A 22,830-nucleotide genomic window follows, 5' to 3' on the forward strand; every position below is an offset into this window, starting at 1 on the left:
ATGGAGTAGAAAGAAACTGTCATGCTTGAACAGAAATCCCTTTCCGAGTGGCCCAAAGGTCGCGAATCCCTGGTGCTGATCGCCGAGGACGAGTCCGAGATCGCCGAAATCCTCGCCGCCTATCTGGCGCGAGGCGGCATGCGCACTGTGCATGCCGCAGACGGCCTCCGGACGCTCGAGCTGCACCAGACCCTCAAGCCCGACCTCGTACTGCTCGACGTGCAGATGCCGCGCGTGGACGGCTGGCAGGTGCTTTCCGAGATCCGCCATCGGGGTGACACGCCCGTCATCATGCTAACGGCGTATGACCAGGACATCGACAAGCTGATGGGGCTGCGCATCGGTGCCGACGACTATATCGTCAAGCCGTTCAATCCGGCTGAAGTCGTGGCCAGGACGCAGGCGGTGCTGCGTCGCTCCATGGGGCGCGGCAATTGCCAGAATCGGCGCATCCTGCGCGTGGCGCCTTTCCTGATCGACCTGGAGAACCACGAAGCCCGTGTGCGTGTTTTCGGCCAGCGCCATCTCCTGGCGCTAACGTTGACGGAGTTTAAGTTGCTGACCCATCTGGCGGGTGCGCCCAAGCGGGTGTTCAGCCGCACCGAACTACTGGTCGCCTGTCTGCCGGAGGGGGATGCCCTGGAGCGCACGGTGGACAGCCACGTCAGCAAGCTTCGCAAGAAGCTGGAGGATCTCGGCGTCCAGGGAATCCCGGTTGGCGTGCGCGGGGTCGGCTACAAGCTGCGGAGCGGCGAATGAAGTTGGTCGGGCTGAGTCGCCAGATCATGCTGGCGATGATGGCGATTGCGCTGGGCGTCACGTTGCTCGTCATCCTGACGTCGTACGCGTTCTACTATCTGTGGCAAATCTATTGGCCCGATAATTCCTTGGACTCCAGCTGGATACCTACGGGGCCGGAGTGGATATGGATAATCGGCGCTACGCTGGCCGGTCTGGCGCTGTCTATTCTCGTGGCGATCAACCTGTCGCGCCGCATCCTGGTCCCGCTGAACTCGGTGGCGGCCAGCATCCGCCGTGTGGCCCAGGGGGATCTCAACGCGCGTGCCATCGCGGGCGATCGCTCTTTGGGCGAAGCCGCCCAATTGGCGGACGACTTCAATGCGCTGGCGAATCAGTTGCAGCGCATGACCGAGGAACAGGCGTTCTGGAACGCCGCGATCGCTCACGAACTGCGCACCCCTGTGACAATCCTGCGCGGCCGTCTGCAAGGCCTGGCCGAAGGCGTTTTCACGCCCAGTACATCCCAGTTCCTCAGCTTGCTGACCCAGGTTGAGGGCTTGACGCGATTGATCGAGGATTTGCGAGTGGTGAGTCTGGTGGAAAGCGGCCATCTGGATTTGCAGTTGCGAGAGACGCAGCTTGACGCCGAAATCAACGCCGTGGTGGACATGGTTGGTGACGCGCTGCAGTCTGCGGGCCAGCGTGCGATCCTGGAGCTGGACGCACGGTCTGTATACTGCGATCCGGTGCGTATCCGACAGGCGCTACTGGCGCTCCTTCATAACGTGTGCCGGTATGCCGTGGCGGGCCACGTGCGAATCCAGTCTCATGTGAAGGATGGCTGGTGTGAACTCAGCGTCGAGGATGACGGGCCAGGCATGCCAGCGGACTTAATTCCTTATTTGTTTACGGCGTTCCGACGCGCGCAAGGCGCTCGCTCGGGCGGCAGCGGCCTGGGATTGGCCGTGGTGGCTGCCATCGCGCGTGCGCATGGGGGACGCGCTGCATGCAGGACGGCCGCCAGCGGCGGCTCGGTTTTCACGCTGACCTGGCCCATCGACCCAGTCCATGGCCTGCCAGGGCCAGATTGTGGCGAGCACGGTTGAGCAGGGTCCGAACAGCGCTTCAAATGATGGATGTCTTATACACTTGACTTTCGAAGTTGCTGCTAGGGCTTGTTCACAATAGTCAAATTATTACAGCCAGATAAAGGCAACGACGAGATGCAGCATCGCCATGAATCGCCGCGCGAGTTTCTCATGCGCGTCGCCAATCGCCGGAACTGCTTGATACGATTGAAAAATCGTTCAACAAGGTTGCGATCTTTGTAAACATGGTGATCGTATTCTCGCCCAATGATACGGTTTTTCCGGCTGGGGATGACTGCCTCTGCGTTTCGAGCCATAATGCTTATAACAAACGCGTCGGAGTCGTATCCTTTGTCAGCCACAATCGCCAAGGCATCAAATCCATCGATCAAGACTTGGGCTTGCGTTATGTCTGCAGCTTCGCCCCCGGTCAAAAGCAAACGAACGGGATTTCCCAATCCATCCACCGCAGCATAAATTTTTGTCGTCAGTCCGCCACGCGAACGTCCGATGTCTTGCGGCCCTTCTTTTTTTGGGCACCTGCCGCATGCTGGTGGGCACGGACAATGGTGCTGTCAATGAAGAGCATTTCTAAATCTGGATCACCAGAGACAGCTTCGGCTAATCGAGCCCAGGTCCCTTTCTCGCACCATCGGGCAAATCGTACATATACGCTGTGCCAGTTTCCGAACTCCTTTGGCAGATCACGCCAGGGAGAACCAGTTCGCGCTATCCAAAGCACGGCCTCAAGAAATAGCCTGTTATTCTTGGCTGTTACGCCACGATCTCGTTGCTTCCCCGCACAGAATGGCTCCAATCGAGCCCATTTAACAACCGTTCCATGCCTCTGCCTCCCCTGGGAGACAGGATTGAACGATCTCAGACGATTAGTAAACTCTCAATTGAGAACAGGCCCTAGTGTTGCGTCCTTGAAATAAGTCTATATACTGATCTCCAGTTAAGGAGGCCAGTATGGGCGCTCGGGTAAAAGTCGAGTTGACGGAGGAGCAGGCGGAGACGCTGCGCATGTGGGCCGGGTCCGGCAAGACCGAGCAGCGTCTGGCCCTCCGGGCCAGGGTCGTCCTCCTGGCGGCCGACGGGCTGGGACTTAAAGAGATCGAGGGGAAGTCTGGCCTGAACTGGCAAAGCTGTCTGAAATGGCGCAAGCGCTTTCTGGCGCGTGGCCTCGAAGGCTTGAAGGACCAGGTTGGGCGTGGCCGACCACAGTCGATCACTCCGGAAGAGCGGGTGGGGGTCGTGGCTCTGGCCTGCACCACGCCTGCCGACGGCAGCAGTCGCTGGAGTGTGCGCAAGCTGGCTGAGGCCACCGGCCACAGCAAGTCCGCCGTCCAGAAAATCCTGGCCGAGGGTGCCATTAAGCCCCACAAAACCAAGTATTGGTGCGGCAAGAGCCCCGACCCGGAGTTCGAGCAAAAGCAGGCGGCGATTATCGGCCTGTACCTAAACCCACCGGAAAACGCCCTGGTTCTCTCCGTGGATGAGAAGTCGCAAATCCAGACTCTCGATCGGACCCAGCCGCTGCTGCCCATGCGACCAGGGAACCCCAAGCGGCTGACCGCCACCTACAAACGCCACGGCACAACCTGTCTCCTGGCCGCTCTGGCCGTTCACGCCTGGACCGTTGAAGGGCGGTGCGTTGAGAGCACGAACCATGAGGAATTCCTCAAATTCTTAAAACTGCTCTACCGTAAATATCCTGGCAAACACCTGCACGTGATCGTGGATAATCTGGCTGTCCACAAACACCAGAAGATCAAGGACTGGGTGGCGGGAAAGCGGCGGATGACCATGCACTACACGCCGACCTACTCCTCCTGGCTGAACCAAGTGGAAATCTGGTTCAACATCTTCGCCCGCGACGTCCTCCGGGACGGTGTCTGGCGCTCAAAGCAGCAACTCGTTGGCCAGATCATGGAGTACATCAAGAACTATAATGAGCTCTGGGCAAAGCCCTTCAAGTGGACTTATACCGGCAAACCACTCGTGGCTTAAATATCTATCAATTTTGAGGACGCAACACTATGCTACTTTGTCCTCAGCGATGCTCTTGAATGCGCTTTTCCCTCCCAAGAGCGCCCCACCAAAGCCCCCTCCTGGATTTCCCCAGGCGCTGGCCAGGTAGAGCCCCGGCACACCCGTCTTGTTGGAAAGTCGACTCATGAAGGAGTTATCCGTGCTTTGATTGTAGCCGTAAAGAGCTCCAGCCGTATTCAGGGTAAAGCGAAAGTTAGTCAACGGCGTGGCGCTGTCACTCATGACAATCATCTTTGACAAGCCCGGGATGGCTCTTTCTTCAGCCAAACTGATCAGCAGATCCGTTAGCTTCTGTTTCTTTTTATTGTATTGCGTCTTCCTCCCTGCAAGATAATCGCCTTCCATCTCTTTCCAAGCGCCATAGCCGCAGAGACCCATTATACTTACGCTTGAGCAACCTGAAGGGGAATACCCGGAAACAAGATTGTCATAGACCATAAGCGAGAATCCGGACTTTTTGAAATTGCAGTCAATGGCGTTTTTATAATTGGCATCCTGATCGTAGCTGGCATAGTAAGATATAGCAGGATGGCTGAACTGTTTGGTAATATCCCGGTTCAGTCCCAGCCATACGATGAAGCTGCTCGGACTATAGGTATATGTTTCCAGTTTTGACCGCTCGTCTTTGGGAACGCTGCCACTGGGGAGAAGCTTTCCAAACACCTGCGGCGCGCTGGCGTTGCAGACAACAACTTTGGCTTTAAACTCACGGCCGTCATGGGTCTTGACCCCCGTCACCCTTCCTTTGCCCATCACTATGGAGCCCACCCTTGTCCCGTAGAGTACTTCTCCACCCGCGTCCGTGACGGCCTTAGCCAATGCATTGGACAGGTTCTGGGATGTTCCTTTGACGTAGGATCCTCCATTTTCAAGATAGTCGCCAGTCGGGAGCAGATAATAAAACGCCGAAAGTTGTGATGGGGGCAACCCGTAGTAGCCGCAGCTCTGGGTGAGGATCGCTTTAAGTTTGGGATCGCGTACGTGCGCGTCCACGAGCTGTCCAACGGTCTTGTCCCGGATCATCCAAAGATTGGGAAACAAGGTCGGGAATTGGGACCTGTTGGATTCGGCCAGCCCCTTGTCCAGGGTATGGGTTTCAGTCATAACGCCGCGCCACATCCTGAAATACTCTGCCAGACCTTTGGCCTCCGTAGGAAACATGCCTGACAGCTGGCTTTCAAAACCTGCCAATCCGCATTTTGCAGGAACGTCAAGAGAAAGATCGGGAAACCTCGAACACCAGGCATGGGGATGGTCGACCAGGGCGAGCTTATCCCAGACACCGAGTTCCGTCAGGAGCTGCCGAGCATGTCCCGCGCCAAGTACAGAGGAGTGAAGTGAAACCTCGCAAGGGAAATCGCCTTGTTCTGAAATACGCGTAAAGGAAGTCGCATAACCTCCCGGTACGTCGTACTGTTCGAGCAGTATTGTTTTAAAGCTATTTCTGGCCAGATAGGCCGCACAGGTCAGTCCTCCTAAGCCTGCGCCAACGACAATAGCATCATACTCGCCCTCAGGAGTTGGCTGCGGGGCTGCCCCTGCGAATTTCCACCCAAGCAAAGAGTGTGCGGCGGCAAGTGCCGAGATCTGGAGAAAAAACCTGCGATCCATAAGGGTACTCCTCAAGCGTCACCTGAAAAACATTGACGAGATATGTTTGTTGCACATTCGCTCCCCCGAGACAATGGAGTTTCAAATTCGTAATTCAAAAAGAAGGGAACGATAGTTTGATATTCTTGTACGTGGATGGGTGAATGTGAATAGTTAATAATTGTATAAATTTAGATAATAATATCGAGATGTTGTGCCAAAAGCTGAAACAGCGGATAAATATTTTCCGCCGAAAGTGAGGATGTTACCTTAAGAAAAAAATTCATTGCCCGATACAATATATACGTGCATACGACAAACGGAACCCTTGGAGCGGCTATGGAAATAAACTCTATTTCATCCTCGCTATCGCAAAGCGCATCTATTCTCGGACAGCTAAGAACGAACGCTCAATCTAGCGCCCTTGACTCAAGCTTAGTATCCAGCCAATTGCCAAATAACAACGATGCAGCTATTGCATCGAATGCATCACACTTAAAATATTCATCACTAATATCTAATACATCTTCAACTCTTGACGGTGAATCCAAATATTTGTCGACAACTAAGGAATCATTTAGAATTAAAAGCCAAGTCAGCAATTCAATAAATGAATCATTAAGCGGCTCGCTAGCCAATCTGCTCGAAGTCGCCGGGGGTGTGTCCGCGACATATGCCGACGCAACTCCTAGCATGTCAAAAAAGGAAATAGAAGACTACATCAAGAGATATGCACTTCGGCAACAGTTAAATAAACTTAACGAGGAACATAAAAAAGATATTGAGCAAGAGAAGGATAAAGAAAAGAAAAATCAAACAGAATCCACAGAGAAAGACAACGCACCTTCAGTTGAAGCCGCCTCCGATGGTCGCGGTGTTACTTCAAGCAGTTCGACGACAGACACGGCTAGCGTTGAGACTACTTTTGACGTCACAACCGCAGAATCAGTATCTAGTGCTTCCACAATCGACTCCGGCGCTTCAACTCAAAATCACCCCACTACTCATCAGGATACGAGTACGCCTCAAGAACAGAAACCAACAGGACCTGCCATAGATATAATCGTCTAGCACTTTAGCAACTACAACAAGTTATCAGCAAGGCCCCACGCCAACCAATCCTCCTGGACGACGTGGGCCTTTTCACAGAACTATCAGAAAATTTTAGCTATTCTTCTTTTTCTCCAATACAATCCCCCTCTTCCGAGCAGAAAACCTTGAACTCGTCGCCCTGCTCGAAGCCATGCTTTCTCTTCTGCGGCGGCTTGGACCTCTACCCCAAGCAGACCTGAGCCCGGTCACCCACGGAAAACCCGGAAGGACCTTCAAAAAAGAGGTTGACTTCGGGACAAGTTTGGGACACCTAGCCCCTCCCTGATTCTTTGTACAGAACCGTAGCCCAGGGAGAGAGCGCTTGTTCGACACACCACAAGCGCAATTTGCCCCCCCAAAAATCTTTCCAAAAGTCCCTACCACAAAGAGATCTTGTTGGCGAAGCGCCAATGAGGCCTTCTTTTATTTTGAAGCCTGGGATTCGGACTTTGGCGGAGCCTTGGTCCGCCGTTGGCGCGACAATAATACGGAGATGTTATGCCGGTGGCTATTGGAGTTGACTTCGGGACATCAAATTCCGCTGTTGGTTTTTTTAGAGATGGCTCACCTTGTCTTGTAGAATTAGAAGACAAAAGACAAACAATCCCAAGCGCCATTTTTTATGACACTGAAGAAAACTCCGTGCTGTTTGGAAACAAAGCCATATCATTTTATATGGATGGCTGTGAGGGACGTCTACTGCGATCACTGAAGAGCATCCTTGGAAGCTCCTTGATCGACGAGACAACGGAGGTGGGTTATGAAAATATCTACTTCAAAGATATCATTGTCAGTTTTATAAAATATTTGAAGAGCAGAGCCGAATCCACTGTAGGCCATGCGGTCGATAGTGTCGTTATGGGAAGACCTGTTCGGTTTGTGGACTCAGACGAGCAGGCAGATGCCCTTGCGCAAGAGCATTTGGAGGAAATTGCAAAAAAAGCAGGTTTTCACAACGTGCTTTTTCAGTATGAACCCATAGCGGCGGCTCTGGATTATGAACAATCGGTAAAGAAAGAAGAACTTGCTTTGATTGTCGATATCGGTGGGGGAACGTCTGATTTTTCTGTCGTTAAAGTTTCTCCGGACAGGAGAGGGAAAATGGACAGAAAGCAAGACATTCTCGCCAACACAGGCGTACATATCGGCGGAACCGATTTGGACTTGAAACTAAATCTTGAACAAATAATGCCTCTGTTCGGCTACAAGACGCGGACAAGGAGCCTTTTTCCCGGTGATGCGATATTGGATTTGCCTCCAACGTATTATCGCGAGCTGGCGACATGGCACAAAATAGTTTTTTTATACAACAACAGAGTATTGCAACGAGTAAAGAACATTCACTATCATGCAGAGAAGCAAGAACTGGTGGATCGGTTGGTCACGATTATCCAAAAGCAGAACGGCCATCGCTTGGCCAGTGATGTTGAGGCTGCGAAAATCGTTCTTTCGGAGCGCGATGCCGCATCACTATCGTTAGGCTATGTTGAAAAAGGGCTTCGAACTTCAGTTTCCCGGAAAAACTTTGAGTGCGATATTGAGAATGAAAAAGAAAATATCGTTCTCAAAATCAAGGAATGCCTCAAAATGGCCGAAGTATCTTCTTCACAAATACATACGCTTTTTATGACAGGTGGAAGCACGGCGATCCCACTCATAGCGCAAGCGTGTAAAAATGCTGCTCCCGCGGCGCGTATGGTGGCAGGAAGTCGATTCGGAAGTGTCGGGATGGGCCTTGCGATTGATGCAGGAATAAAGTTCGGAAAAACGAGACGAAAGGGACCATGATCGCCCAAAGCCCATAGCGGCCAGCTTGGGATGCTCGACCGCGAAGTTCACGATCGTGCCCGAGATCTCTTCATGGGACACTCCCGCGCCACCCGGTCAACATACTAAGATAGTCAACCTCCCCCCTACCAGGACAGCCGATTGTCCATGCCTTCCCCAAGAGCTTCGAGCAACACGGAAATCGTCGCGACCTGGGACAGGGAATAGCCGCGAAGCCGTTCCATCAAGGCCTCCTTGTCCTCGTCATGAAAACGCGCATGGGCGTCAAAGGCCTTTTGGCCAAGGGGCGTGAGTGTCAGCTGCAATTCCTTGTTGCTGTGCGGGGCCTGTTTTTTTTCAAGAAAGCCCTTGTCGCACAGCTTGGCCACCATCTGGGAGGCCGCGCTCTTGGCGATGCCGAAGGCGTTGGCCACGTCGCTGACGCTCGTCTGTTGCCGGTTGCCCACGGCCTCGATGGTATGGGCCTCACGGGGCGTGACCTCAATGCCGTCCGCAACCGGGATCGGCAGTTCCTTGATGCGGGCGTATTTGGCGGCCACACGCTGGAATTGGCGCACCGTACCCAGGATGAGATCGTCCTTTGTTTCCATATCGCCTCGCAAAACCGCCTGATATTCCTTGTCCGGCTTCCGGGTGAACCGCGACCGCGCCAAAAGGGAAACTCGCTAAACCAGATTTCACCCCTTCGCCCCAGGCCTCCCGCGCTCCTCATCGCTCGGCACCGAGGTGGTCGCGAAAAAACGGGAGGACCGCCAAGCGCTTTCCCCGGGGCTGGCCAGATCGACGTGGCGCCACCGCCCCAAAGGCAGATCGGCCATGAATATGGACCTGATGCGGCGCTCTCCTGTGTCACTTCCATTTTGTCGTGTCGAATAACCCCCGAACATTGAACTCCCTTGTCTTGTACAAATCGAAGTCGAAATCTCGCGGGAGATATCTGTGCGTTGATCGTCCGTCGACACGAAACGTGTAAGCCAGAAAGGCAAAGACGCCCACGACAAACAAACACAAAACAATGCTCATGCCAAACCTCGGCATTTTTGAGCGTGTGCCGCGCCTTGAGCAAAAGCGTCCGTCAACATCCGCATGGCCTGTTGCGGTCCATGAATCGCAACGTCAATACAGATATTTTGTTTGACGATGTTGCGCCCCAGGCTTTCGAGCATACCTACCGCTTCGGGTAATAACCGTGATGTCGTGTCGAGCCAGAGATCGATGCGTCGCACATCGTCGGAGAGCGCATTAATCAGGCAATCCCCTAGATTTTGCAAGCAACTCTCCATCATATCTCCATAGAGAACGACCTTCATCTTGGCATCTTCGGTCGTGGCATACAGGAGCCCGCCAGCTCTGGACGACATGTAAATGTCCTTCCTGGGGCCGCAGGCCGCCTGGTGCAACCGTATGTGCCATCGCGTGGCATCAAGACGTGAAACGGACACGGTTGCAATCTTTCTTGCCATGTTGCTTTTAGCCATGATTGCGCGACAAGCCGTCGTGGAGCTTTGGCCCCCGGCCTGTTTTCCCGATCCTTCGTGAGGGGTTGTATGGAGTGGCAGGCTTGCATCGTAACAGTCCTCGCTCCACCGAACAGCCGGACTTTCGATCAGCTTTAGCGCACCCCCCTTGTTTTGGAATCGGGTATCCGCCTGTTCGCTCTTGGGAACTTTTCCCGCATTTCCAGGAGACCTTCCCGACAATTGCCGCTTTTTTCCTATCGACCCGCAGGAGTGGGCGCATGCTAGAAACGGTGCCCGGTTTCTTCGTCCACGGCTTGCATCCAAAGACGAATCTTCAAGCAATCACTCGAGGAGCATCATGCAATACGGGCAAAAGAGTAATGACGTGCTGGGAACCGCCAATCGCGGAACCCCTGTTGAATCGGGACTATGCAGCTTGTGCCGGGTCGATTGTCCCGGCCGGTGCGAAACATGGCTTTCCAGCTTGACCGGCCGGGCTACGCTGTACCCACGGGATTTCGGCAAAGTCACCGCCGGCGCGAACAACGCATGCCCGAGCGGCGTTTCCTACGACACGCTGCGTATCCAGGGACGCCTTTACGGCAACCAAGGCCTCACCCCCGGCTTGTCCAGCTCCCCGGACGACTGCCTCTTCCACAATGTCGGTCTGGAGACGAGCTTCGGACGGACCCGGAAAACCCACATCCGGCTTCCGCTCATGACGGGCGCGCTCGGATCGACCTTTATCGCGGCGCATTATTGGGATTGCTTCGCTGTGGGCTGCGCCCTGGCCGGCATTCCCATTGTGATCGGAGAGAATGTGGTCGGCGTCGACCGGCAGGCCGTCTTGGAACATGGCCGCATCCGCCACGCCCCGGAACTCGATCGCCGCATTGCCATCTACAAGCGCTACCAGGACGAATACGGGGCAATAATCGTGCAACTCAATGTCGAGGACGCATGCAACGGTGTGGCCGAATACATCGTTGAAAAATACGGCCCCGATGTGATCATCGAACTCAAATGGGGCCAGGGGGCCAAGGACATCGGCGGCGAGATCAAGGTCGGGAACATCGCCTACGCCGCATTCCTCAAAAAACGCGGCTACCTCGTGGACCCCGATCCTGAACTGTCCGAGGTCGCGCAAGCCCATGCGGCGGGAGCCATCCGGGAATTTGCCCGCCACAGCCGGCTGGGCTATACGGATGTGACCAGCGAGCCCCAGGTGCGGGAGGCCTTCCTGAAAAAGGTCACGGCTCTTCGCGGCCTGGGCTTCGAACGTATTTCCCTCAAGACCGGGGCGTACGGCATGAAGGCGCTGGCCATGGCCATCCGCTATGCATCGCTGGCGGGGATCGATCTGCTCACCATCGACGGATCCGGCGGCGGCACGGGCATGAGCCCCTGGAACATGATGGAGACATGGGGCGTCCCCTCCCTCCCGCTCCATGCCAAGGCCCAGGAATACGCTGCCCTCCTCGCCGCCTCGGGACAGCCCGTGGCGGACATGGCCTTGGCCGGCGGGTTCGCCCGGGAAGACCACATGTTCAAGGCCCTGGCGCTCGGCGCGCCGTTCGCCAAGCTCATCTGCATGGGAAGAGCCATCATGATCCCAGGCTTTCTAGGCTCGAATATCGAAGGCGCCCTGCATCCCGAGCGGCGGGAACGTGTGCACGGCAACTGGGAAAGGCTGCCGAAATCCGTATCGTCCCTCGGCGCCTCGCCGGAACAACTCTTCGCCACATGGCACACCCTCCAAGGCCGGCTGGGCGCGGAGGAGATGGAACGCATACCCTTCGGAGCCGTGGCCACCTTTACCTTGCTCGACAAGCTCGGGGCCGGGCTGCAACAATTCCTCGCCGGGGCGCGCAAGTTCTCCGTCCAGGCCATTTCCCGGGAGGACATCGTTGCCGCGAACCGGGAAACCGAGCGTGAGACGGGCATCGCCTATGTCACGGAGGCCGAGGATGACGTGGCCCGGCGTATTCTGCTCTCCTGAGGGTGGATGGCCGCTGCCGCACCCGGGCTGGCCCGACGGTCTCACAGGTCCGGCCCGTCCCGGGGAAATGCCGCATTCGATTTGGAAAGACACACGGTGAAGACCCAAAAGCGACAACTTCCGGAAGCCGAGGCCTCCGAGGAACAATGCCGGTCCGAGGGCAAGGCGGGATCCGCAGGCTTGGACGTCACGGCGGCTTTGCGCGAACGCGTCAAGGAATTGGATTGCCTCTATGAGATCACACGGCTCTCACAGCGCCACGACTGGACTCTTGAGGAAATCCTGTCCGGTGTGGGCGGGATCGTGGCCCGGGCCTGGCAATACCCGGAAATCGCTTGCGTAAAATTGACGGTCGGCGGCCGTAGCTTCACAACGCCCGCAACGCGGCGGCCCGTAGCGAAACAGTCGAGCCCGGTCCGGATCCACGGGGAAATCGTCGGGCACATCGAGGTCGGCTATTGCGGCCAGCGCCCCCCCTGTGACGAGGGGCCTTTCCTGCGTGAGGAGCGCCATCTGCTCGATGCGGTCGCCGACCATCTCGGGAGAATCATCGAAGCGCGCGAAAATGAGGAACGGCTGCGGCGGCTGTCCCAGGAACTCATCAAGGCGCAGGAACACGAGCGCCAGCGCATCGCCCGCGAACTGCACGATGACGTGGGCCAGACCCTGTCCGTAACCCGTATGCACCTGGAAGGCCTCCTGCCTCTGCTCGGCTGCGACGGCCGGGACGAGTTGCAAGGGGTCCGGGAAAAGGTCCAGGAGTGTTCCACCCGCCTTGGGACGTCCATCATGGCGCTTCGCGATCTGGCGTACAACCTCCTGCCGCCGGCGCTCACCCAACTCGGGCTGGCCGAGACCGCCTACCGGTTGTGCGAAGAATTGTCCGCCCGTCATGGCATAACCATCACCTTCTTTGCCGACGGCATGGAGGCCCTCCGCCTGCCCTTTGAAACAAACATCAACTTATACCGGGTGTTGCAGGAAGGATTGGCCAACGCCTGTCGCCACGGGCACTGTTCCAGCATTACCGTGCGCTTGATCGCCTCGCATCCCCACTGCCTGCTGCATATCACCGACGACGGCCACGGGTTTGATCCCGAGGCGCGCCTTCCCCAGGCCCTGGCGGAAAAGCACATGGGGATCTGGAGCATGCGCCAGCGTATCCGGCTGCTCGGCGGACGGTTCACGCTGCGATCGCGCCCGGGCAAGGGGGTGCGCATCAAGGTGGAAGTCCCCACACAAGGACAGGGCGTATGTCCGGCCCCTTGAAAGTGCTCCTGATCGACGACCACCCGTTATTTCGGGAGGGCCTGCGTTCGCTGATCGCCGGACAAACCGCCTATGCCGTCCTTGGCGAAGCCGGCACCGCCCGGGAAGCCCTGGAACTGGTTCGAACGCAATCACCGGATATCGTCGTGCTTGACATCGGTCTGCCCGACGCCGACGGCATCGAGGTCATCAGGCAATTGCGTGCCATGAGCCAGCCTCCGCGCATCCTGGTGGTCAGCATGCATACGCGCCTGGATCTTGTGGCGGAAAGTTTACGACAAGGCGCGCTCGGCTATGTCCTCAAAGGCTCCGCCCCAGCCAGCCTGGTGCATGCCCTGGATGCCGTTTCCCGGGGGGACCGCTACCTCGACGGGGCCATCGTGCCCCAGGTGCTTCTGAAACTCGACGAATACGCGGAACGCCGCTCCAGGCCGGTTGACCCGGCCTACGATACACTGACGCGTCGCGAGCAGCAGATACTCAGGCTGTTGGCTGAAGGACGGGGCGTCGCCACGATTGCCGCGGAGCTCTTCATTTCTCGAAAGACCGTCGAAAACCACCGATCAAACATCTTCGGCAAGCTCAGTTTTTCCAACATGGCGGAACTCGTTCATTATGCGGTCAGAATGGGCATCATCGACGTCAATGAAGACAAGCCCTCGCGTTGAGGGGTGAGGCGGTCCGGGCTGGTCGGGCAGGTCGGCGGCGCGGTCAAACCATGGTCCTGTTCAAACAGCAGGGACGTCCTCCTTCCTTGAAGAGCATCCCCTGCGTGTGGATTCGTTGGGGAGATTGGGCCGAAACACCTCGTTGCCCCCTCTGGCGCAGGCCATTCCCGGATTGCGCTGTTTTCTGAGGGTGGCAAGAGGTTCCCGGCGCATTATTCCATTCGGAGCTTGGTTGCGTCATTTCGGTGCGGACTATCCAGCCCGCTCCCTCCGCTCGGCCTCCAAGCACGTCCTCGGATACTTCCGTCTCCTGAACGCTCGAGGCGATCCTATGGTTTTCCCGCCCCCGAAAGCATCGTTTTTTCCAGCCAGCCCGGGAGTTCCCCTTCTCCGCGCGGGGAAAGCGCGTACACCCCTCGGGATATGCGCTCAAACCAGCCGTATACGTCTTTATACACTATGCTATGGGCGTTCGGATCCTGAAGGGCCTGGGACACTGAAGAAGCTTTGGACGGGCCGTTTTGCTGGATGTATTGGGCAATTGCCACGGCTCTCTGCCGATAGACCGTCACAATACCCCTGTTTCTTACCGATCCTCCCAGATTGGGGTCACCAACTCTGCGGACAAACTCTCCGAGTAAGCGTTCCTGGCGGAAATTGGATTTCCGAGGCCGGTATTCACCAGGGTCGAGAAGGACCGTGACCCTTCCTTTGTCCTGATCTGGTGAAATCTGCAAAAAACCAAGACCCAGCATTTTGAGAAGTTTTAGAAGACGTCTCTGTCGTTTTCTGGCTGTTTTATTGTTCTCAAGTATACCGACATACACCTTTTGCGTAAGGGCCAATCTGTCGACAGCCTGCAGCATGACATCGATATTGAAGCTTAATTTGAGCTCAACGACGAGAGGCATTTCCTCTCCTCGCACGGCCACAACATCGCAAGCCCCGATTTCCGACTTGACTTCATATCCCTGTGATTCCAGGAAACGTTTCAAGGGGAGGTAAAGATCAGATTCTTTCATAGCAAAATTCGAAGCAACCATGGGAGGGCCCAAGCTTCGGGAATCATCGACAGGGCGTTCGCGGAGGACGCCTCACCCGCGTCGTCTCCGCTACAAAGAGCCGTGCGCGTTCGCCGTACCGACCGTGAGAAATCTTGGACGACGCGATAGCCGTCGTTTCAAAAGCTCCCGCGCCTCTCCGCGCCTTGTAAAGCCCCTTTGCGGCCTCAGACCGCGCCCGCGGCTGGACTTTCGATGCACTTGCGGGCCAGGTCAGCCAGGATTTCCCGGGCCATCACCTCGGTCTGGGGCTTGGGAAACTGCCCGTCGGCCTTGACGGACTGGCCCTTGTGCAGGGTTTCCTCGGTGATGAGCGAGGAAAAAAGATACACCGGCAGACGGGCCAGCTCCGGGTTATCCTTGATGGACCGGCACAGGGTGTAGCCGTCCATGACCGGCATCTCCACGTCGGAAACCACCACATTGACCAGATCCGTCACGGCGCAGCCCTTTTCCTTGGCCTCGGCCAGCTTGCCCTGGAGCATGGCCAGGGCCTCCTGGCCGCTGTCGGCCGACTCCACGGTGAACGATTCGTCCTGCTCCAGGGCGCGCTTGACCATGCGCCGCACGATAGCTTGATCGTCCACGTGCAGCACGTGGATGCTGCGGTCGGCCTTAATGGCGTTGGCGACGCCAAAGAAATCCTTGCCGGAATCCGGGTTCAATTCGATGACGACCTTTTCCAGGTCGAGGATGAAGACGATATGCCCTTCCAGGTTCACCAGCCCCGTAAAGGCATTGTGGGAGTATTCATTGATGTACTTGTCCGGTTTTTCCACATCGGCCCAGCTCAGGCGGTAGATGCGGGTGATGCCGGAGACCAGGAAGGCGGTCATCACCTGATTGAATTCGGTGATGATCAACTTTTGCGTATCGCTTTCAATCTGGGGCTGCTCCAGATAGCGGGCCAGGGCCACCACCGGCACCACCGTGTCCCGGTCCTTGAAATGAAACGCGCCGTACACCGAATCGTGGGTGGTGAGCGGCGGGCGCATGACCTGCTCGGGAAGCCTGGTGATCTTGAGCACCTTGGCCACGTTGATGCCGTAATAAGCTCTGTAGACGGATTCTCCGGCATGAATGTCGATATAAAAGCACATGATTTCGACTTCGTTCGTGCCGACTTCGGTAAGCGCCAGATGCTGATCGCTGCTCATTGACCATCCTTCGCAAGGTGAAAGGAAACACTGTTGTGATGCCGGGCTCGCCTGACGAACAGGGACGGCGCGAATGCGCGAAAAGCGCCGTGGGCGAAGCAGTGGGTCAGGCACATCCTCGACGGCCATTTTGACGATCACATCAAGGAAAGTCGCGTGTCAAGGCTTTGCAAAATGCCGTCGGCGCATCCGGCGGGACTCCACGGCAAGTTGCTTTTTTATTCCTTTGCGCCGGCGGTTTGGCGGCATGGCAGCTCAAGGCGACGTCCTTGCGAGTCCGGCCCCAAAAGCGCAAGGGCTCGGTGGCATCAGGATTTATGCCGGCAAGACGGAGAGCCGTCGGACGGTTCCGATCGATCCTGACTTCCTGAAGGGAACGCGGCAAAAAAGGCATCGGCGTCCGGGGATGGCATCGAGCGCGCGGGCCGAGGGCTCGCCACAGCCAGGAAGTCCCTCATGCCGGCAGAAAGGGTCTTGCCATGAAGTAGACGCCAAGCAAGGCGATGACGATCCCGGCTCCTTTGCGAAACCAGACACCTCCATGCCGCATGGCGCCGTTCTCCAGCCAGCGTTGCACGAGCGCGGTGGAGCTCCCGGCGACCACTTTGGCCACCAATCATAGCGACCGATGGCCAAGCTTCACTCAAAAGAGCAAATTGCTTCCGCGAGAACCATGCCTAGGCTTTGAGCCAAGAGAGCAGTTCGCTTTTGGAGGGGACCTTGCCCACCACCTTGACTTCACCGTCGATGACAATCGCGGGCGTGGAAAATACTCCATAGCCGGCGATTTGTTGAAAATCAGAGACCTTTTCCACAGTAGCGGTCACACCGGCCTCGTCGACGGCTTCGCGGACCAGCTTTTCCGCTTCCTTGCACTTTGCGCAACCAGGACCGAGCACCTTGATCTCCATGATTTTCCTCCAAAATAAATCTTTGTTTCGCTCTTAAATGACGGCATTGAAGAGATACCCCACGACAAGGATGCCGAGCCCCACAACACCGGCAAAAACAAGGATCAGGCGGGGCCTTAGCACCTTGCGCAGGATCACCATCTCGGGCAACGACAGGGCGATGACCGACATCATGAAGGCCAGGACGGTCCCAAGCGCGGCCCCCTTCCCGAGCAGCGCCTCGACCACGGGCACGATCCCGGCCGCATTGGAATACATGGGCACGCCGACCAGCACGGCGGCCGGCACCGACCACCATGCGTCCTTCCCCATGATCGAGGCCATGAACCCTTCGGGCACATATCCGTGGATTCCGGCTCCCACCGCGATCCCGGCCACGACATAGATCCAGACCTTGCCGACGATGTCCTTGACCGCGTGCAGGCCGGCCTCGATGCGATCCGTCCAGGTCTGCTCGTCGGCGGGGACGACGGAAGGATCGGTGCGGATTTTCATGACCCAGTCTTCGACATAGGGCTCCAGGTTGAGCTTTCCGAGCACCCACCCCGCGAGTACGGCCACGAACAATCCCGTGCCGAGGTACAAGGCCGCCACCTTCCAACCAAGAAGGCCGTAGAGCAGGACAAGGGCGATTTCATTGACCATGGGCGCGGAAATAAGAAAGGAGAACGTCACCCCCATAGGGACGCCGGCCGTGACGAAGCCGATGAAAAGCGGCACGGCGGAACAGGAGCAAAAGGGCGTGACGATACCGAGCAGGGCCGCCATGACGTTGCCGGCGGACTCTCTTTTCCCGGCAAGGATTCTTCTTGTCCGCTCGGGGGTAAAGAAGGTCCGGATGATGCCCACTCCAAAGACCACGAGGGTGAGCAACATCAGCACCTTGGGCGTGTCGTAAAAGAAGAACTCCAAAGAGTCGCCGAGATGGCTTCCCTTTGCGAGCCCGAACACATTGTAGGTGAGGAGCCGGGAAAACCCGGGCAGCAGGCCATAGACCAGCCACCAAGCGACCAGGACCGGCGTGAGCATCAGAAGATAGCGGACAAGCTTCCCGTTGCCCGCCCCGGCCCCCTCGGGCACGGCTTCCTTCACGCAGCAGGTCTTGCATTCAAGTGGTTCCATTGAACATCTCCTGGTTCCCGGGGCAGCGCTCTGGCCGCCGAAACGGCCTCCCGCGTCATGCCCCTGTCGCATCCGACTATTCACACGGGTTGGCAAAATGGGGGGCAACCGCCATGGCCACCGACAGCACACGGTCTTCGGTCACAGGGCTTTCGCCCTTGGCAAATCCCAAGTCAGCAAGCTGGACGTGCATGAAATCCGTAAAACCAGCCTGTTCCAAGGTGTTGCGCGCACAATTCAAGGAGCAGCCGTCAATGGCGACCACCTTGGCGGCGGCTTCGGTGGTCTTCATGATCCCGCTGACGCGCCCGCCGATTCCAGCCAGACAAAACATCTTCGCCGCGCCGTCCGCGGTCAGCTTCCGGGCCGCCCGATCGGCCAGGGCGCCGACATCGGCTCCGCCGGAGCAGGCGAAAACGAGTTTGGGGGCAGCGGAACAGCAGCAGCTTTTGTTCTCGGACATGGCGTTCTCCAGGTTTGTCATCGGGTTCGCGACGCAAGGCTCAATCCCGACGGAATTTGTATATTTTGCCAATCAGCAAAATAACAGGGCAAAAAAAATTACGCGCTCTCGCCCTGCCGGACGCAATGCGCCCGGGTGGAGACATGCTGCACGCGGGTGAAAGGCTTCAAGACGCACGGGGGCAACAGCCGAGAGGAGACCCGCATACCCTGTTTTTCGGAATCGACAATTCCAGCCTCTCGCAACACACTTGAAGGTTTCGACATCGTCGAGATATCGATTCCCGCCAGCTCGGTCCGTTCGCAAACGCACCGCTGCCCGCGCGACAGCCCATCGACGACAAGCATGCGCGTTTCATGCGCGAATGCCTTGAAAATTTTTACTTGCTCTGAGAATCGGCGCGACGCCATTGCACACTCCAAGCATTGCCTAATTGGCAAAATAACCAATTAATGACACTTGTCAAGCCGTTCCGCGCCAGACGGACCCAACCTGGTACAGAACAATAACATACTTATTTTATTTGATAAAGCAGGAAACAGTCATTTCTCTGCCAAGAAAAAACGCCCCCATGGGGCCATCCCCCGCCCTTATCCACAATGTTTCAATTGCTCCCGGACGTTTGTCATCTCCATTGCGCCTTGCTTTTTAAATTCCCCTCCCGCGTCATCCTGCCCCATGCACTGGAGCAATCCCATGCTCCACAAGCAATCCCCGCAAGGCACCGTCTCGCCATAGCAGTCATTTTCGAAATCGACGGAATCGATGTCCTCACACGGATAGACGTTGCACCCCGGGCAGTGAGGATACCTTCCCCGCAGGACATCAGCCCGAAACTGCTTATATTCCTTGTTATTCCATATATCGAATATGGATTTCCGCGACAGGTCACCAAACACGCGTTGCGCCACCTGCTTCCTGCGTCCATACAAATAACAACTGAAGCTTCTCCACAAAAAGTGACACGGGGAAACCTTTCCATCCCAAGCGATAAACATTCCGCCCTGCTTGACGCCGACGCAGGCATGCGCCGTCAGCGGCCGAAGCGAGGGAAGGACAAGATGCAGATCGACGGCGGCGGCAACCTCCTCCGCCTCACGAAAGACCTCCTCCGCCTGATGCAGCTTTTCACCGGCAATGAGATTGCCTATATGAAAAGGGATATCATGCTGGCATGCCTGCGTGGAGATGCGTTGCACCAATTCTATCAATCTCTTTTCATCAGGAGTTTTATTGTATTTCCAAAGCGCACTGAAATACTGGCTCAGATCGATTCCCCGCTGCTGCGCTCGCAAAAACCAATTCTTATAAAACAACTCCCCGGATGCCGTATTGATCCCAAATATCGGCTGATCCGCCATGGCGCTGCCAAACGGCAAGATGTGGGAGACGATGAGCCGCGTCACGCCCCGCGACGCGAGCCACCGCACCAACGCGGGAAGCTCAGGCAGGTTTTCGCGCATGACGACGAATTCCGCTCCGACTTCCAACGCCCTTCCCTTTTTTTCCTTCCGCACCATGGACAGGGTTTGCAGAGCCCGTTCCACGCGACCGATGCTTCCCCCGCTCCGGACAACCCGGAACAACTCCGGAGAAGTCGCATCCACGGAAAGAAATATTCTGTCCAATCCGGCCGCAACGAGAGAACGCGCCCTCGCCGCGTCGAGAAGATGCCCATTGGTTTGAAACCCGACCCAGCTTGCGGCGGGCATGGATTTCTTGGCCGCCCGGATAAAGTCCTCAAGGTTGGGATGCAGAAGCGGTTCGCCGATGCCATTTAAGATCAGGGCATCGAGAGAGGGAAACGCCCGCCCCAGCGATGCGAAAATCTCGGGAGCCATGTCCCCTTCAGGACTTTTCTCCGGACCGGAATGTTTCACGCACATCGGGCAATGCAAATTGCACCGGGACGTCACTTCCACGAAGAGGCGGGACGGCTGCGGCAAAAGCGCGCATTCCAGGCCGGACGGCGGAAAACCAGTCATGTTCCATCCTGAAGGAGAAGTATTGCCGGGACCGGGAGGCATGGGCCGGACGAGCCCCCAAGGGCGCTCCGCATCGCTTGCCGCCTCCCCCAACGCCGCGCCAGCCGCGCCAGACGTTGCCCATTCGCATCAATCACGCACGAAGACGTGCCGCACGCGCCAAAACGGGCACGGATCATCGGCGTATTGCAGGCCATGCCGCGTTGTCAATGTTCCAAATTCCAGCCGCTTCACCGGGACGGCCTCGGCAGCACTCGCCCCCACCGCAATCGCAGGAAGGCGGCCCGCCCTTGATCCAGCCGCAAGGAGAGGGGGCAAAGGCGGCGCGCCGCCTGATGGCTTCCGCATGGGGAGCGACTGTTACGCCAAGTATGTGGCGCGCCGTATCCGGGACTGGCAATACGCGTTCACGCGGCCGTAGCGGCGAAGGCAGCGGGTCATGACGCACACAAATGCGCCTGGCCCGCCGCCTCCTTGCCGGCCAATTCAGGACGGCTTTTCGTCGAGCAGGCCTTCGTGACGAATAAAGAGTATGATTTCAGCCAGGCCGACCCCATCCTTCAGGTTGCTGAACACGAAGGGGCGATCACCGCGCATCTTCTTGGCGTCACGCTCCATGACCTCAAGCGATGCGCCGACATGGGGGGCCAGATCGATCTTGTTGATGACGAGCAGGCTGCTTTTGGTGATGCCGGGGCCGCCCTTGCGCGGGATCTTGTCCCCGGCCGAGACGTCGATCACGTAGAGGGTCAGGTCGGCCAGATCCGGGCTAAAGGTGGCGCTCAGGTTGTCGCCGCCGCTTTCGATGAACACGATGTCCAGATCGGGAAAACGCGCGCACAAGGCGTCCACGGCGGCCAGATTGATGGAGGCGTCCTCGCGGATGGCCGTATGCGGGCAGCCGCCGGTTTCCACGCCCATGATGCGCTCGGGCGGCAACACCGCGCGGCGGGTGAGGAATTCGGCGTCCTCGCGGGTGTAGATGTCGTTGGTCACCACGCCCAGCTCGTAGTCGTCTCGAAGGGCCAGACACAACCGCTCGAGCAGCGCGGTTTTCCCGGAACCGACCGGGCCGCCCACGCCGACGCGCAGGGCATCTCTCTCGGACATGATCATACTCCCTCATTACGACCGGAACAGGCGCACCCGTTGCCCGGCATGCCGCAACTGGGCCAGGGCGCGCCCCGGCGCGTTGGCGAAAAAAGGCCCATCCAGACGGGCCAGGGCTTCCTGAACGGCCGCCGCCACCCGTTCGGTCATGGCCGCCAGAACGCGCTGGCCGGCCGCCTGCCCAAGGGGCACGAGCTTGACGGCGGCCATGGTCTGCCCCTCGGCGAGCACCCAGCCGAACGCGAGCAGCGTTTCGCGGGTCGTCGCGCCCCAGCCCGCCCCGGCCAGGGCGAAGGCGCAGGCGTAGGTGGCGTCGCCGGCCTCGGCCAGCAGGCGCGCCGCCGACCGGGCCAGGGCCGCATCGTCCGCAGCGGCCAGTATCCTGGCCAAACTGCCACCGAGCTGCCGCTCCTCGGCCCGGGCCTCGGCGTTGTCCCGCCAGGCAAGAAGTTCCCGGCTCGTCTCCAGGGCCGCATCCGCGTCCCCGGCCGTCCAGGCGGCGTGCATCCGGGCCAACGCCGGCAGCTCCAGCGAGGCCATGTTCGCCTCGAACACACCGGATAGCCACGAGGCAAACGTTGCAGCGTCCCGTACCCAGCCGGCCTCCACAGCCCACTCCAACCCCTGGGAATAGGCAAAGCCACCGATCGGCAAGGCCGGGCTGGCCAGACGCAACAGGCGCAGCAGGGTTAGGGAATCCATGTTCCCCCTACGCCGCCCACGGCGGCGTCGAAGACGAATACATAGGCCCCGTCCTCGGGCTCGAAGGGCCCGTGCACTGCCTCCGGCAAAAAACCCAGGCCACGCAGCATGTCGTCGAGCACCGCATCGGTCGGATAGCTGATGCAGCCCGGCTCGATCATGATGGTGGCATGGCGGTTGCCCAGGTGAAAGGCGGCCCGGGCCAGCAGGACCGGATCACCGCTCCGTACGACGCTTAACGCCTCGTCCGCGGCCGTGATGACCGCCGACCGGCCGTCCCCGGCGACCACGCGGTCGCCGGCGCGCAGGACCGTTCCCCGGGGTAAAAAGAGCGCCGCTTCGAGGCCGGATTCGGTCGCCACGCGTTGCCGGGTCTTGCGGCGAGCCTCGTGATCCAGCCGGATGGCCTCGCCCAAAGTCGCTCCCACAGCCTCCCGAGGCGGCAGCACTCGCACATATGTCACCATGCGCCTCGCCTCCCCTGCACGGGAGCCCGAAGGGCAAAACCCACCGGCCGCCCAAGCCCTTTCCCGCGCGCGCCCCTGTCCGTACCGATCGCCTCCACGCCT

The 22,830-nt window shown here is 57.9% G+C and carries 21 protein-coding genes and 2 pseudogenes; 8 read left to right on the plus strand and 15 right to left on the minus strand.

Annotated features, from left to right (window positions below; translation table 11 throughout):
- The first annotated feature begins 21 nt into the window (after positions 1–21).
- Both DESFRDRAFT_RS04145 and DESFRDRAFT_RS04150 read left to right on the plus strand, forming a co-directional pair.
- Positions 22–759 (plus strand): response regulator, encoded by a 738-nt coding sequence (locus tag DESFRDRAFT_RS04145; RefSeq protein ID WP_005991445.1) that lies wholly within the window; start codon positions 22–24, stop codon positions 757–759.
- Positions 756–1,847, plus strand: coding sequence for an ATP-binding protein (locus DESFRDRAFT_RS04150; RefSeq protein WP_005991447.1), 1,092 nt, complete (start codon positions 756–758; stop codon positions 1,845–1,847). The genes DESFRDRAFT_RS04145 and DESFRDRAFT_RS04150 overlap by 4 nt, the downstream gene beginning before the upstream one ends.
- Before the next feature lie 90 nt (positions 1,848–1,937).
- Here DESFRDRAFT_RS04150 and DESFRDRAFT_RS21090 read toward each other — a convergent pair.
- Positions 1,938–2,712: pseudogene (locus tag DESFRDRAFT_RS21090) on the minus strand (IS5 family transposase).
- An 89-nt stretch (positions 2,713–2,801) separates the two neighbouring features.
- On the opposite strand from DESFRDRAFT_RS21090, the gene DESFRDRAFT_RS04155 reads away from it, so the two are divergent.
- Positions 2,802–3,842, plus strand: coding sequence for an IS630 family transposase (locus DESFRDRAFT_RS04155; protein WP_005991451.1), 1,041 nt, complete (start codon positions 2,802–2,804; stop codon positions 3,840–3,842).
- 27 nt (positions 3,843–3,869) lie between these two features.
- Here the strand turns inward: DESFRDRAFT_RS04155 and DESFRDRAFT_RS04160 are convergent, their stop codons facing one another.
- A complete protein-coding gene (locus tag DESFRDRAFT_RS04160; RefSeq protein ID WP_081458407.1) occupies positions 3,870–5,495 on the minus strand; it encodes a phytoene desaturase family protein in 1,626 nt (541 codons plus the stop codon).
- A 318-nt stretch (positions 5,496–5,813) separates the two neighbouring features.
- Between DESFRDRAFT_RS04160 and DESFRDRAFT_RS21985 the strand changes: the two genes are divergently transcribed.
- Positions 5,814–6,545 (plus strand): hypothetical protein, encoded by a 732-nt coding sequence (locus tag DESFRDRAFT_RS21985; RefSeq protein ID WP_005991455.1) that lies wholly within the window; start codon positions 5,814–5,816, stop codon positions 6,543–6,545.
- Between the two features lie 519 nt (positions 6,546–7,064).
- Positions 7,065–8,354: an Hsp70 family protein gene (locus tag DESFRDRAFT_RS21095; RefSeq protein ID WP_005991456.1), complete on the plus strand. Its 1,290-nt coding sequence runs from the start codon at positions 7,065–7,067 to the stop codon at positions 8,352–8,354.
- 125 nt (positions 8,355–8,479) lie between these two features.
- Here DESFRDRAFT_RS21095 and DESFRDRAFT_RS04170 read toward each other — a convergent pair whose 3' ends face one another.
- Positions 8,480–8,944, minus strand: a complete 465-nt coding sequence (locus DESFRDRAFT_RS04170; protein WP_005991457.1) for a MarR family winged helix-turn-helix transcriptional regulator — start codon at positions 8,942–8,944, stop codon at positions 8,480–8,482.
- 429 nt (positions 8,945–9,373) lie between these two features.
- The gene (locus DESFRDRAFT_RS04175) at positions 9,374–9,715 is read right to left on the minus strand and encodes a hypothetical protein (protein WP_052303441.1); all 342 of its coding nucleotides are present in this window, start codon (positions 9,713–9,715) and stop codon (positions 9,374–9,376) included.
- Between the two features lie 457 nt (positions 9,716–10,172).
- Here DESFRDRAFT_RS04175 and DESFRDRAFT_RS04180 point away from each other — a divergent pair, with 457 nt between their 5' ends.
- From DESFRDRAFT_RS04180 to DESFRDRAFT_RS04190, 3 genes are all read left to right on the plus strand, one after another.
- Complete coding sequence (locus tag DESFRDRAFT_RS04180; RefSeq protein WP_005991459.1) at positions 10,173–11,813, plus strand: glutamate synthase-related protein; 1,641 nt, start codon at positions 10,173–10,175, stop codon at positions 11,811–11,813.
- Between the two features lie 180 nt (positions 11,814–11,993).
- Entirely contained in the window at positions 11,994–13,082 is a 1,089-nt protein-coding gene (locus DESFRDRAFT_RS04185; protein ID WP_233489552.1) for a sensor histidine kinase, read from the plus strand.
- Entirely contained in the window at positions 13,067–13,750 is a 684-nt protein-coding gene (locus DESFRDRAFT_RS04190; protein ID WP_005991461.1) for a response regulator, read from the plus strand. Before DESFRDRAFT_RS04185 ends, DESFRDRAFT_RS04190 begins: the two co-directional genes overlap by 16 nt.
- Positions 13,751–14,079: 329 nt before the next feature.
- On the opposite strand, the gene DESFRDRAFT_RS04195 is transcribed toward DESFRDRAFT_RS04190, so the two are convergent.
- The 11 genes and pseudogenes from DESFRDRAFT_RS04195 to ureE all read right to left on the minus strand — a co-directional run bounded on the left by DESFRDRAFT_RS04195 (position 14,080) and on the right by ureE (position 22,728).
- The gene (locus tag DESFRDRAFT_RS04195; RefSeq protein ID WP_043793793.1) at positions 14,080–14,772 is read right to left on the minus strand and encodes a DUF2161 family putative PD-(D/E)XK-type phosphodiesterase; all 693 of its coding nucleotides are present in this window, start codon (positions 14,770–14,772) and stop codon (positions 14,080–14,082) included.
- Positions 14,773–14,978: 206 nt separating this feature from the next.
- Positions 14,979–15,968, minus strand: coding sequence for a chemotaxis protein (locus DESFRDRAFT_RS04200; RefSeq protein WP_005991464.1), 990 nt, complete (start codon positions 15,966–15,968; stop codon positions 14,979–14,981).
- Between the two features lie 454 nt (positions 15,969–16,422).
- A pseudogene (locus tag DESFRDRAFT_RS23220) lies at positions 16,423–16,572 on the minus strand (cytochrome C biosynthesis protein); the annotation flags it as partial.
- A 73-nt stretch (positions 16,573–16,645) separates the two neighbouring features.
- Positions 16,646–16,879 carry a thioredoxin family protein gene (locus tag DESFRDRAFT_RS04205; RefSeq protein WP_005991467.1) on the minus strand — a complete coding sequence of 78 codons (234 nt, stop codon included), beginning with the start codon at positions 16,877–16,879 and terminating at the stop codon, positions 16,646–16,648.
- A gap of 33 nt (positions 16,880–16,912) precedes the next feature.
- On the minus strand, positions 16,913–18,001 hold the full coding sequence (locus DESFRDRAFT_RS04210; protein WP_005991468.1) for a permease: 1,089 nt from the start codon (positions 17,999–18,001) through the stop codon (positions 16,913–16,915).
- 76 nt (positions 18,002–18,077) lie between these two features.
- Positions 18,078–18,464 (minus strand): putative zinc-binding protein, encoded by a 387-nt coding sequence (locus DESFRDRAFT_RS04215; RefSeq protein ID WP_005991469.1) that lies wholly within the window; start codon positions 18,462–18,464, stop codon positions 18,078–18,080.
- 98 nt (positions 18,465–18,562) lie between these two features.
- The gene (locus DESFRDRAFT_RS04220; RefSeq protein ID WP_043793794.1) at positions 18,563–18,874 is read right to left on the minus strand and encodes an ArsR/SmtB family transcription factor; all 312 of its coding nucleotides are present in this window, start codon (positions 18,872–18,874) and stop codon (positions 18,563–18,565) included.
- A gap of 180 nt (positions 18,875–19,054) precedes the next feature.
- The gene (locus DESFRDRAFT_RS04225) at positions 19,055–20,449 is read right to left on the minus strand and encodes a radical SAM/SPASM family putative metalloenzyme maturase (protein ID WP_005991470.1); all 1,395 of its coding nucleotides are present in this window, start codon (positions 20,447–20,449) and stop codon (positions 19,055–19,057) included.
- A 486-nt stretch (positions 20,450–20,935) separates the two neighbouring features.
- Positions 20,936–21,559, minus strand: a complete 624-nt coding sequence (gene ureG, locus DESFRDRAFT_RS04230; protein WP_005991471.1) for an urease accessory protein UreG — start codon at positions 21,557–21,559, stop codon at positions 20,936–20,938.
- Between the two features lie 15 nt (positions 21,560–21,574).
- The gene (locus DESFRDRAFT_RS04235; RefSeq protein ID WP_005991472.1) at positions 21,575–22,261 is read right to left on the minus strand and encodes an urease accessory protein UreF; all 687 of its coding nucleotides are present in this window, start codon (positions 22,259–22,261) and stop codon (positions 21,575–21,577) included.
- Positions 22,249–22,728 carry an urease accessory protein UreE gene (gene ureE, locus DESFRDRAFT_RS04240; RefSeq protein ID WP_005991473.1) on the minus strand — a complete coding sequence of 160 codons (480 nt, stop codon included), beginning with the start codon at positions 22,726–22,728 and terminating at the stop codon, positions 22,249–22,251. Before ureE ends, DESFRDRAFT_RS04235 begins: the two co-directional genes overlap by 13 nt.
- Between the last annotated feature and the right edge of the window lie 102 nt (positions 22,729–22,830).

The sequence above is a fragment of the Solidesulfovibrio fructosivorans JJ] genome (assembly GCF_000179555.1).
Taxonomy (GTDB): domain Bacteria; phylum Desulfobacterota; class Desulfovibrionia; order Desulfovibrionales; family Desulfovibrionaceae; genus Solidesulfovibrio; species Solidesulfovibrio fructosivorans.

Bases quoted from the DNA above. Each gene is read 5' to 3' on its own strand.
- DESFRDRAFT_RS04195 (WP_043793793.1), bottom strand. From the start codon at position 14,772: ATGAAAGAATCTGATCTTTACCTCCCCTTGAAACGTTTCCTGGAATCA.
- DESFRDRAFT_RS04175 (WP_052303441.1), bottom strand. From the start codon at position 9,715: ATGTCGTCCAGAGCTGGCGGGCTCCTGTATGCCACGACCGAAGATGCC.
- DESFRDRAFT_RS04220 (WP_043793794.1), bottom strand. From the start codon at position 18,874: ATGGCGTCGCGCCGATTCTCAGAGCAAGTAAAAATTTTCAAGGCATTC.
- DESFRDRAFT_RS04155 (WP_005991451.1), top strand. From the start codon at position 2,802: ATGGGCGCTCGGGTAAAAGTCGAGTTGACGGAGGAGCAGGCGGAGACG.
- DESFRDRAFT_RS04150 (WP_005991447.1), top strand. From the start codon at position 756: ATGAAGTTGGTCGGGCTGAGTCGCCAGATCATGCTGGCGATGATGGCG.
- DESFRDRAFT_RS21985 (WP_005991455.1), top strand. From the start codon at position 5,814: ATGGAAATAAACTCTATTTCATCCTCGCTATCGCAAAGCGCATCTATT.
- DESFRDRAFT_RS04225 (WP_005991470.1), bottom strand. From the start codon at position 20,449: ATGACTGGTTTTCCGCCGTCCGGCCTGGAATGCGCGCTTTTGCCGCAG.
- DESFRDRAFT_RS21095 (WP_005991456.1), top strand. From the start codon at position 7,065: ATGCCGGTGGCTATTGGAGTTGACTTCGGGACATCAAATTCCGCTGTT.
- DESFRDRAFT_RS04180 (WP_005991459.1), top strand. From the start codon at position 10,173: ATGCAATACGGGCAAAAGAGTAATGACGTGCTGGGAACCGCCAATCGC.
- DESFRDRAFT_RS04200 (WP_005991464.1), bottom strand. From the start codon at position 15,968: ATGAGCAGCGATCAGCATCTGGCGCTTACCGAAGTCGGCACGAACGAA.
- DESFRDRAFT_RS04210 (WP_005991468.1), bottom strand. From the start codon at position 18,001: ATGGAACCACTTGAATGCAAGACCTGCTGCGTGAAGGAAGCCGTGCCC.
- DESFRDRAFT_RS04145 (WP_005991445.1), top strand. From the start codon at position 22: ATGCTTGAACAGAAATCCCTTTCCGAGTGGCCCAAAGGTCGCGAATCC.
- DESFRDRAFT_RS04190 (WP_005991461.1), top strand. From the start codon at position 13,067: ATGTCCGGCCCCTTGAAAGTGCTCCTGATCGACGACCACCCGTTATTT.
- ureG (WP_005991471.1), bottom strand. From the start codon at position 21,559: ATGTCCGAGAGAGATGCCCTGCGCGTCGGCGTGGGCGGCCCGGTCGGT.
- DESFRDRAFT_RS04205 (WP_005991467.1), bottom strand. From the start codon at position 16,879: ATGGAGATCAAGGTGCTCGGTCCTGGTTGCGCAAAGTGCAAGGAAGCG.
- DESFRDRAFT_RS04170 (WP_005991457.1), bottom strand. From the start codon at position 8,944: ATGGAAACAAAGGACGATCTCATCCTGGGTACGGTGCGCCAATTCCAG.
- DESFRDRAFT_RS04235 (WP_005991472.1), bottom strand. From the start codon at position 22,261: ATGGATTCCCTAACCCTGCTGCGCCTGTTGCGTCTGGCCAGCCCGGCC.
- DESFRDRAFT_RS04160 (WP_081458407.1), bottom strand. From the start codon at position 5,495: ATGGATCGCAGGTTTTTTCTCCAGATCTCGGCACTTGCCGCCGCACAC.
- DESFRDRAFT_RS04215 (WP_005991469.1), bottom strand. From the start codon at position 18,464: ATGTCCGAGAACAAAAGCTGCTGCTGTTCCGCTGCCCCCAAACTCGTT.
- ureE (WP_005991473.1), bottom strand. From the start codon at position 22,728: ATGGTGACATATGTGCGAGTGCTGCCGCCTCGGGAGGCTGTGGGAGCG.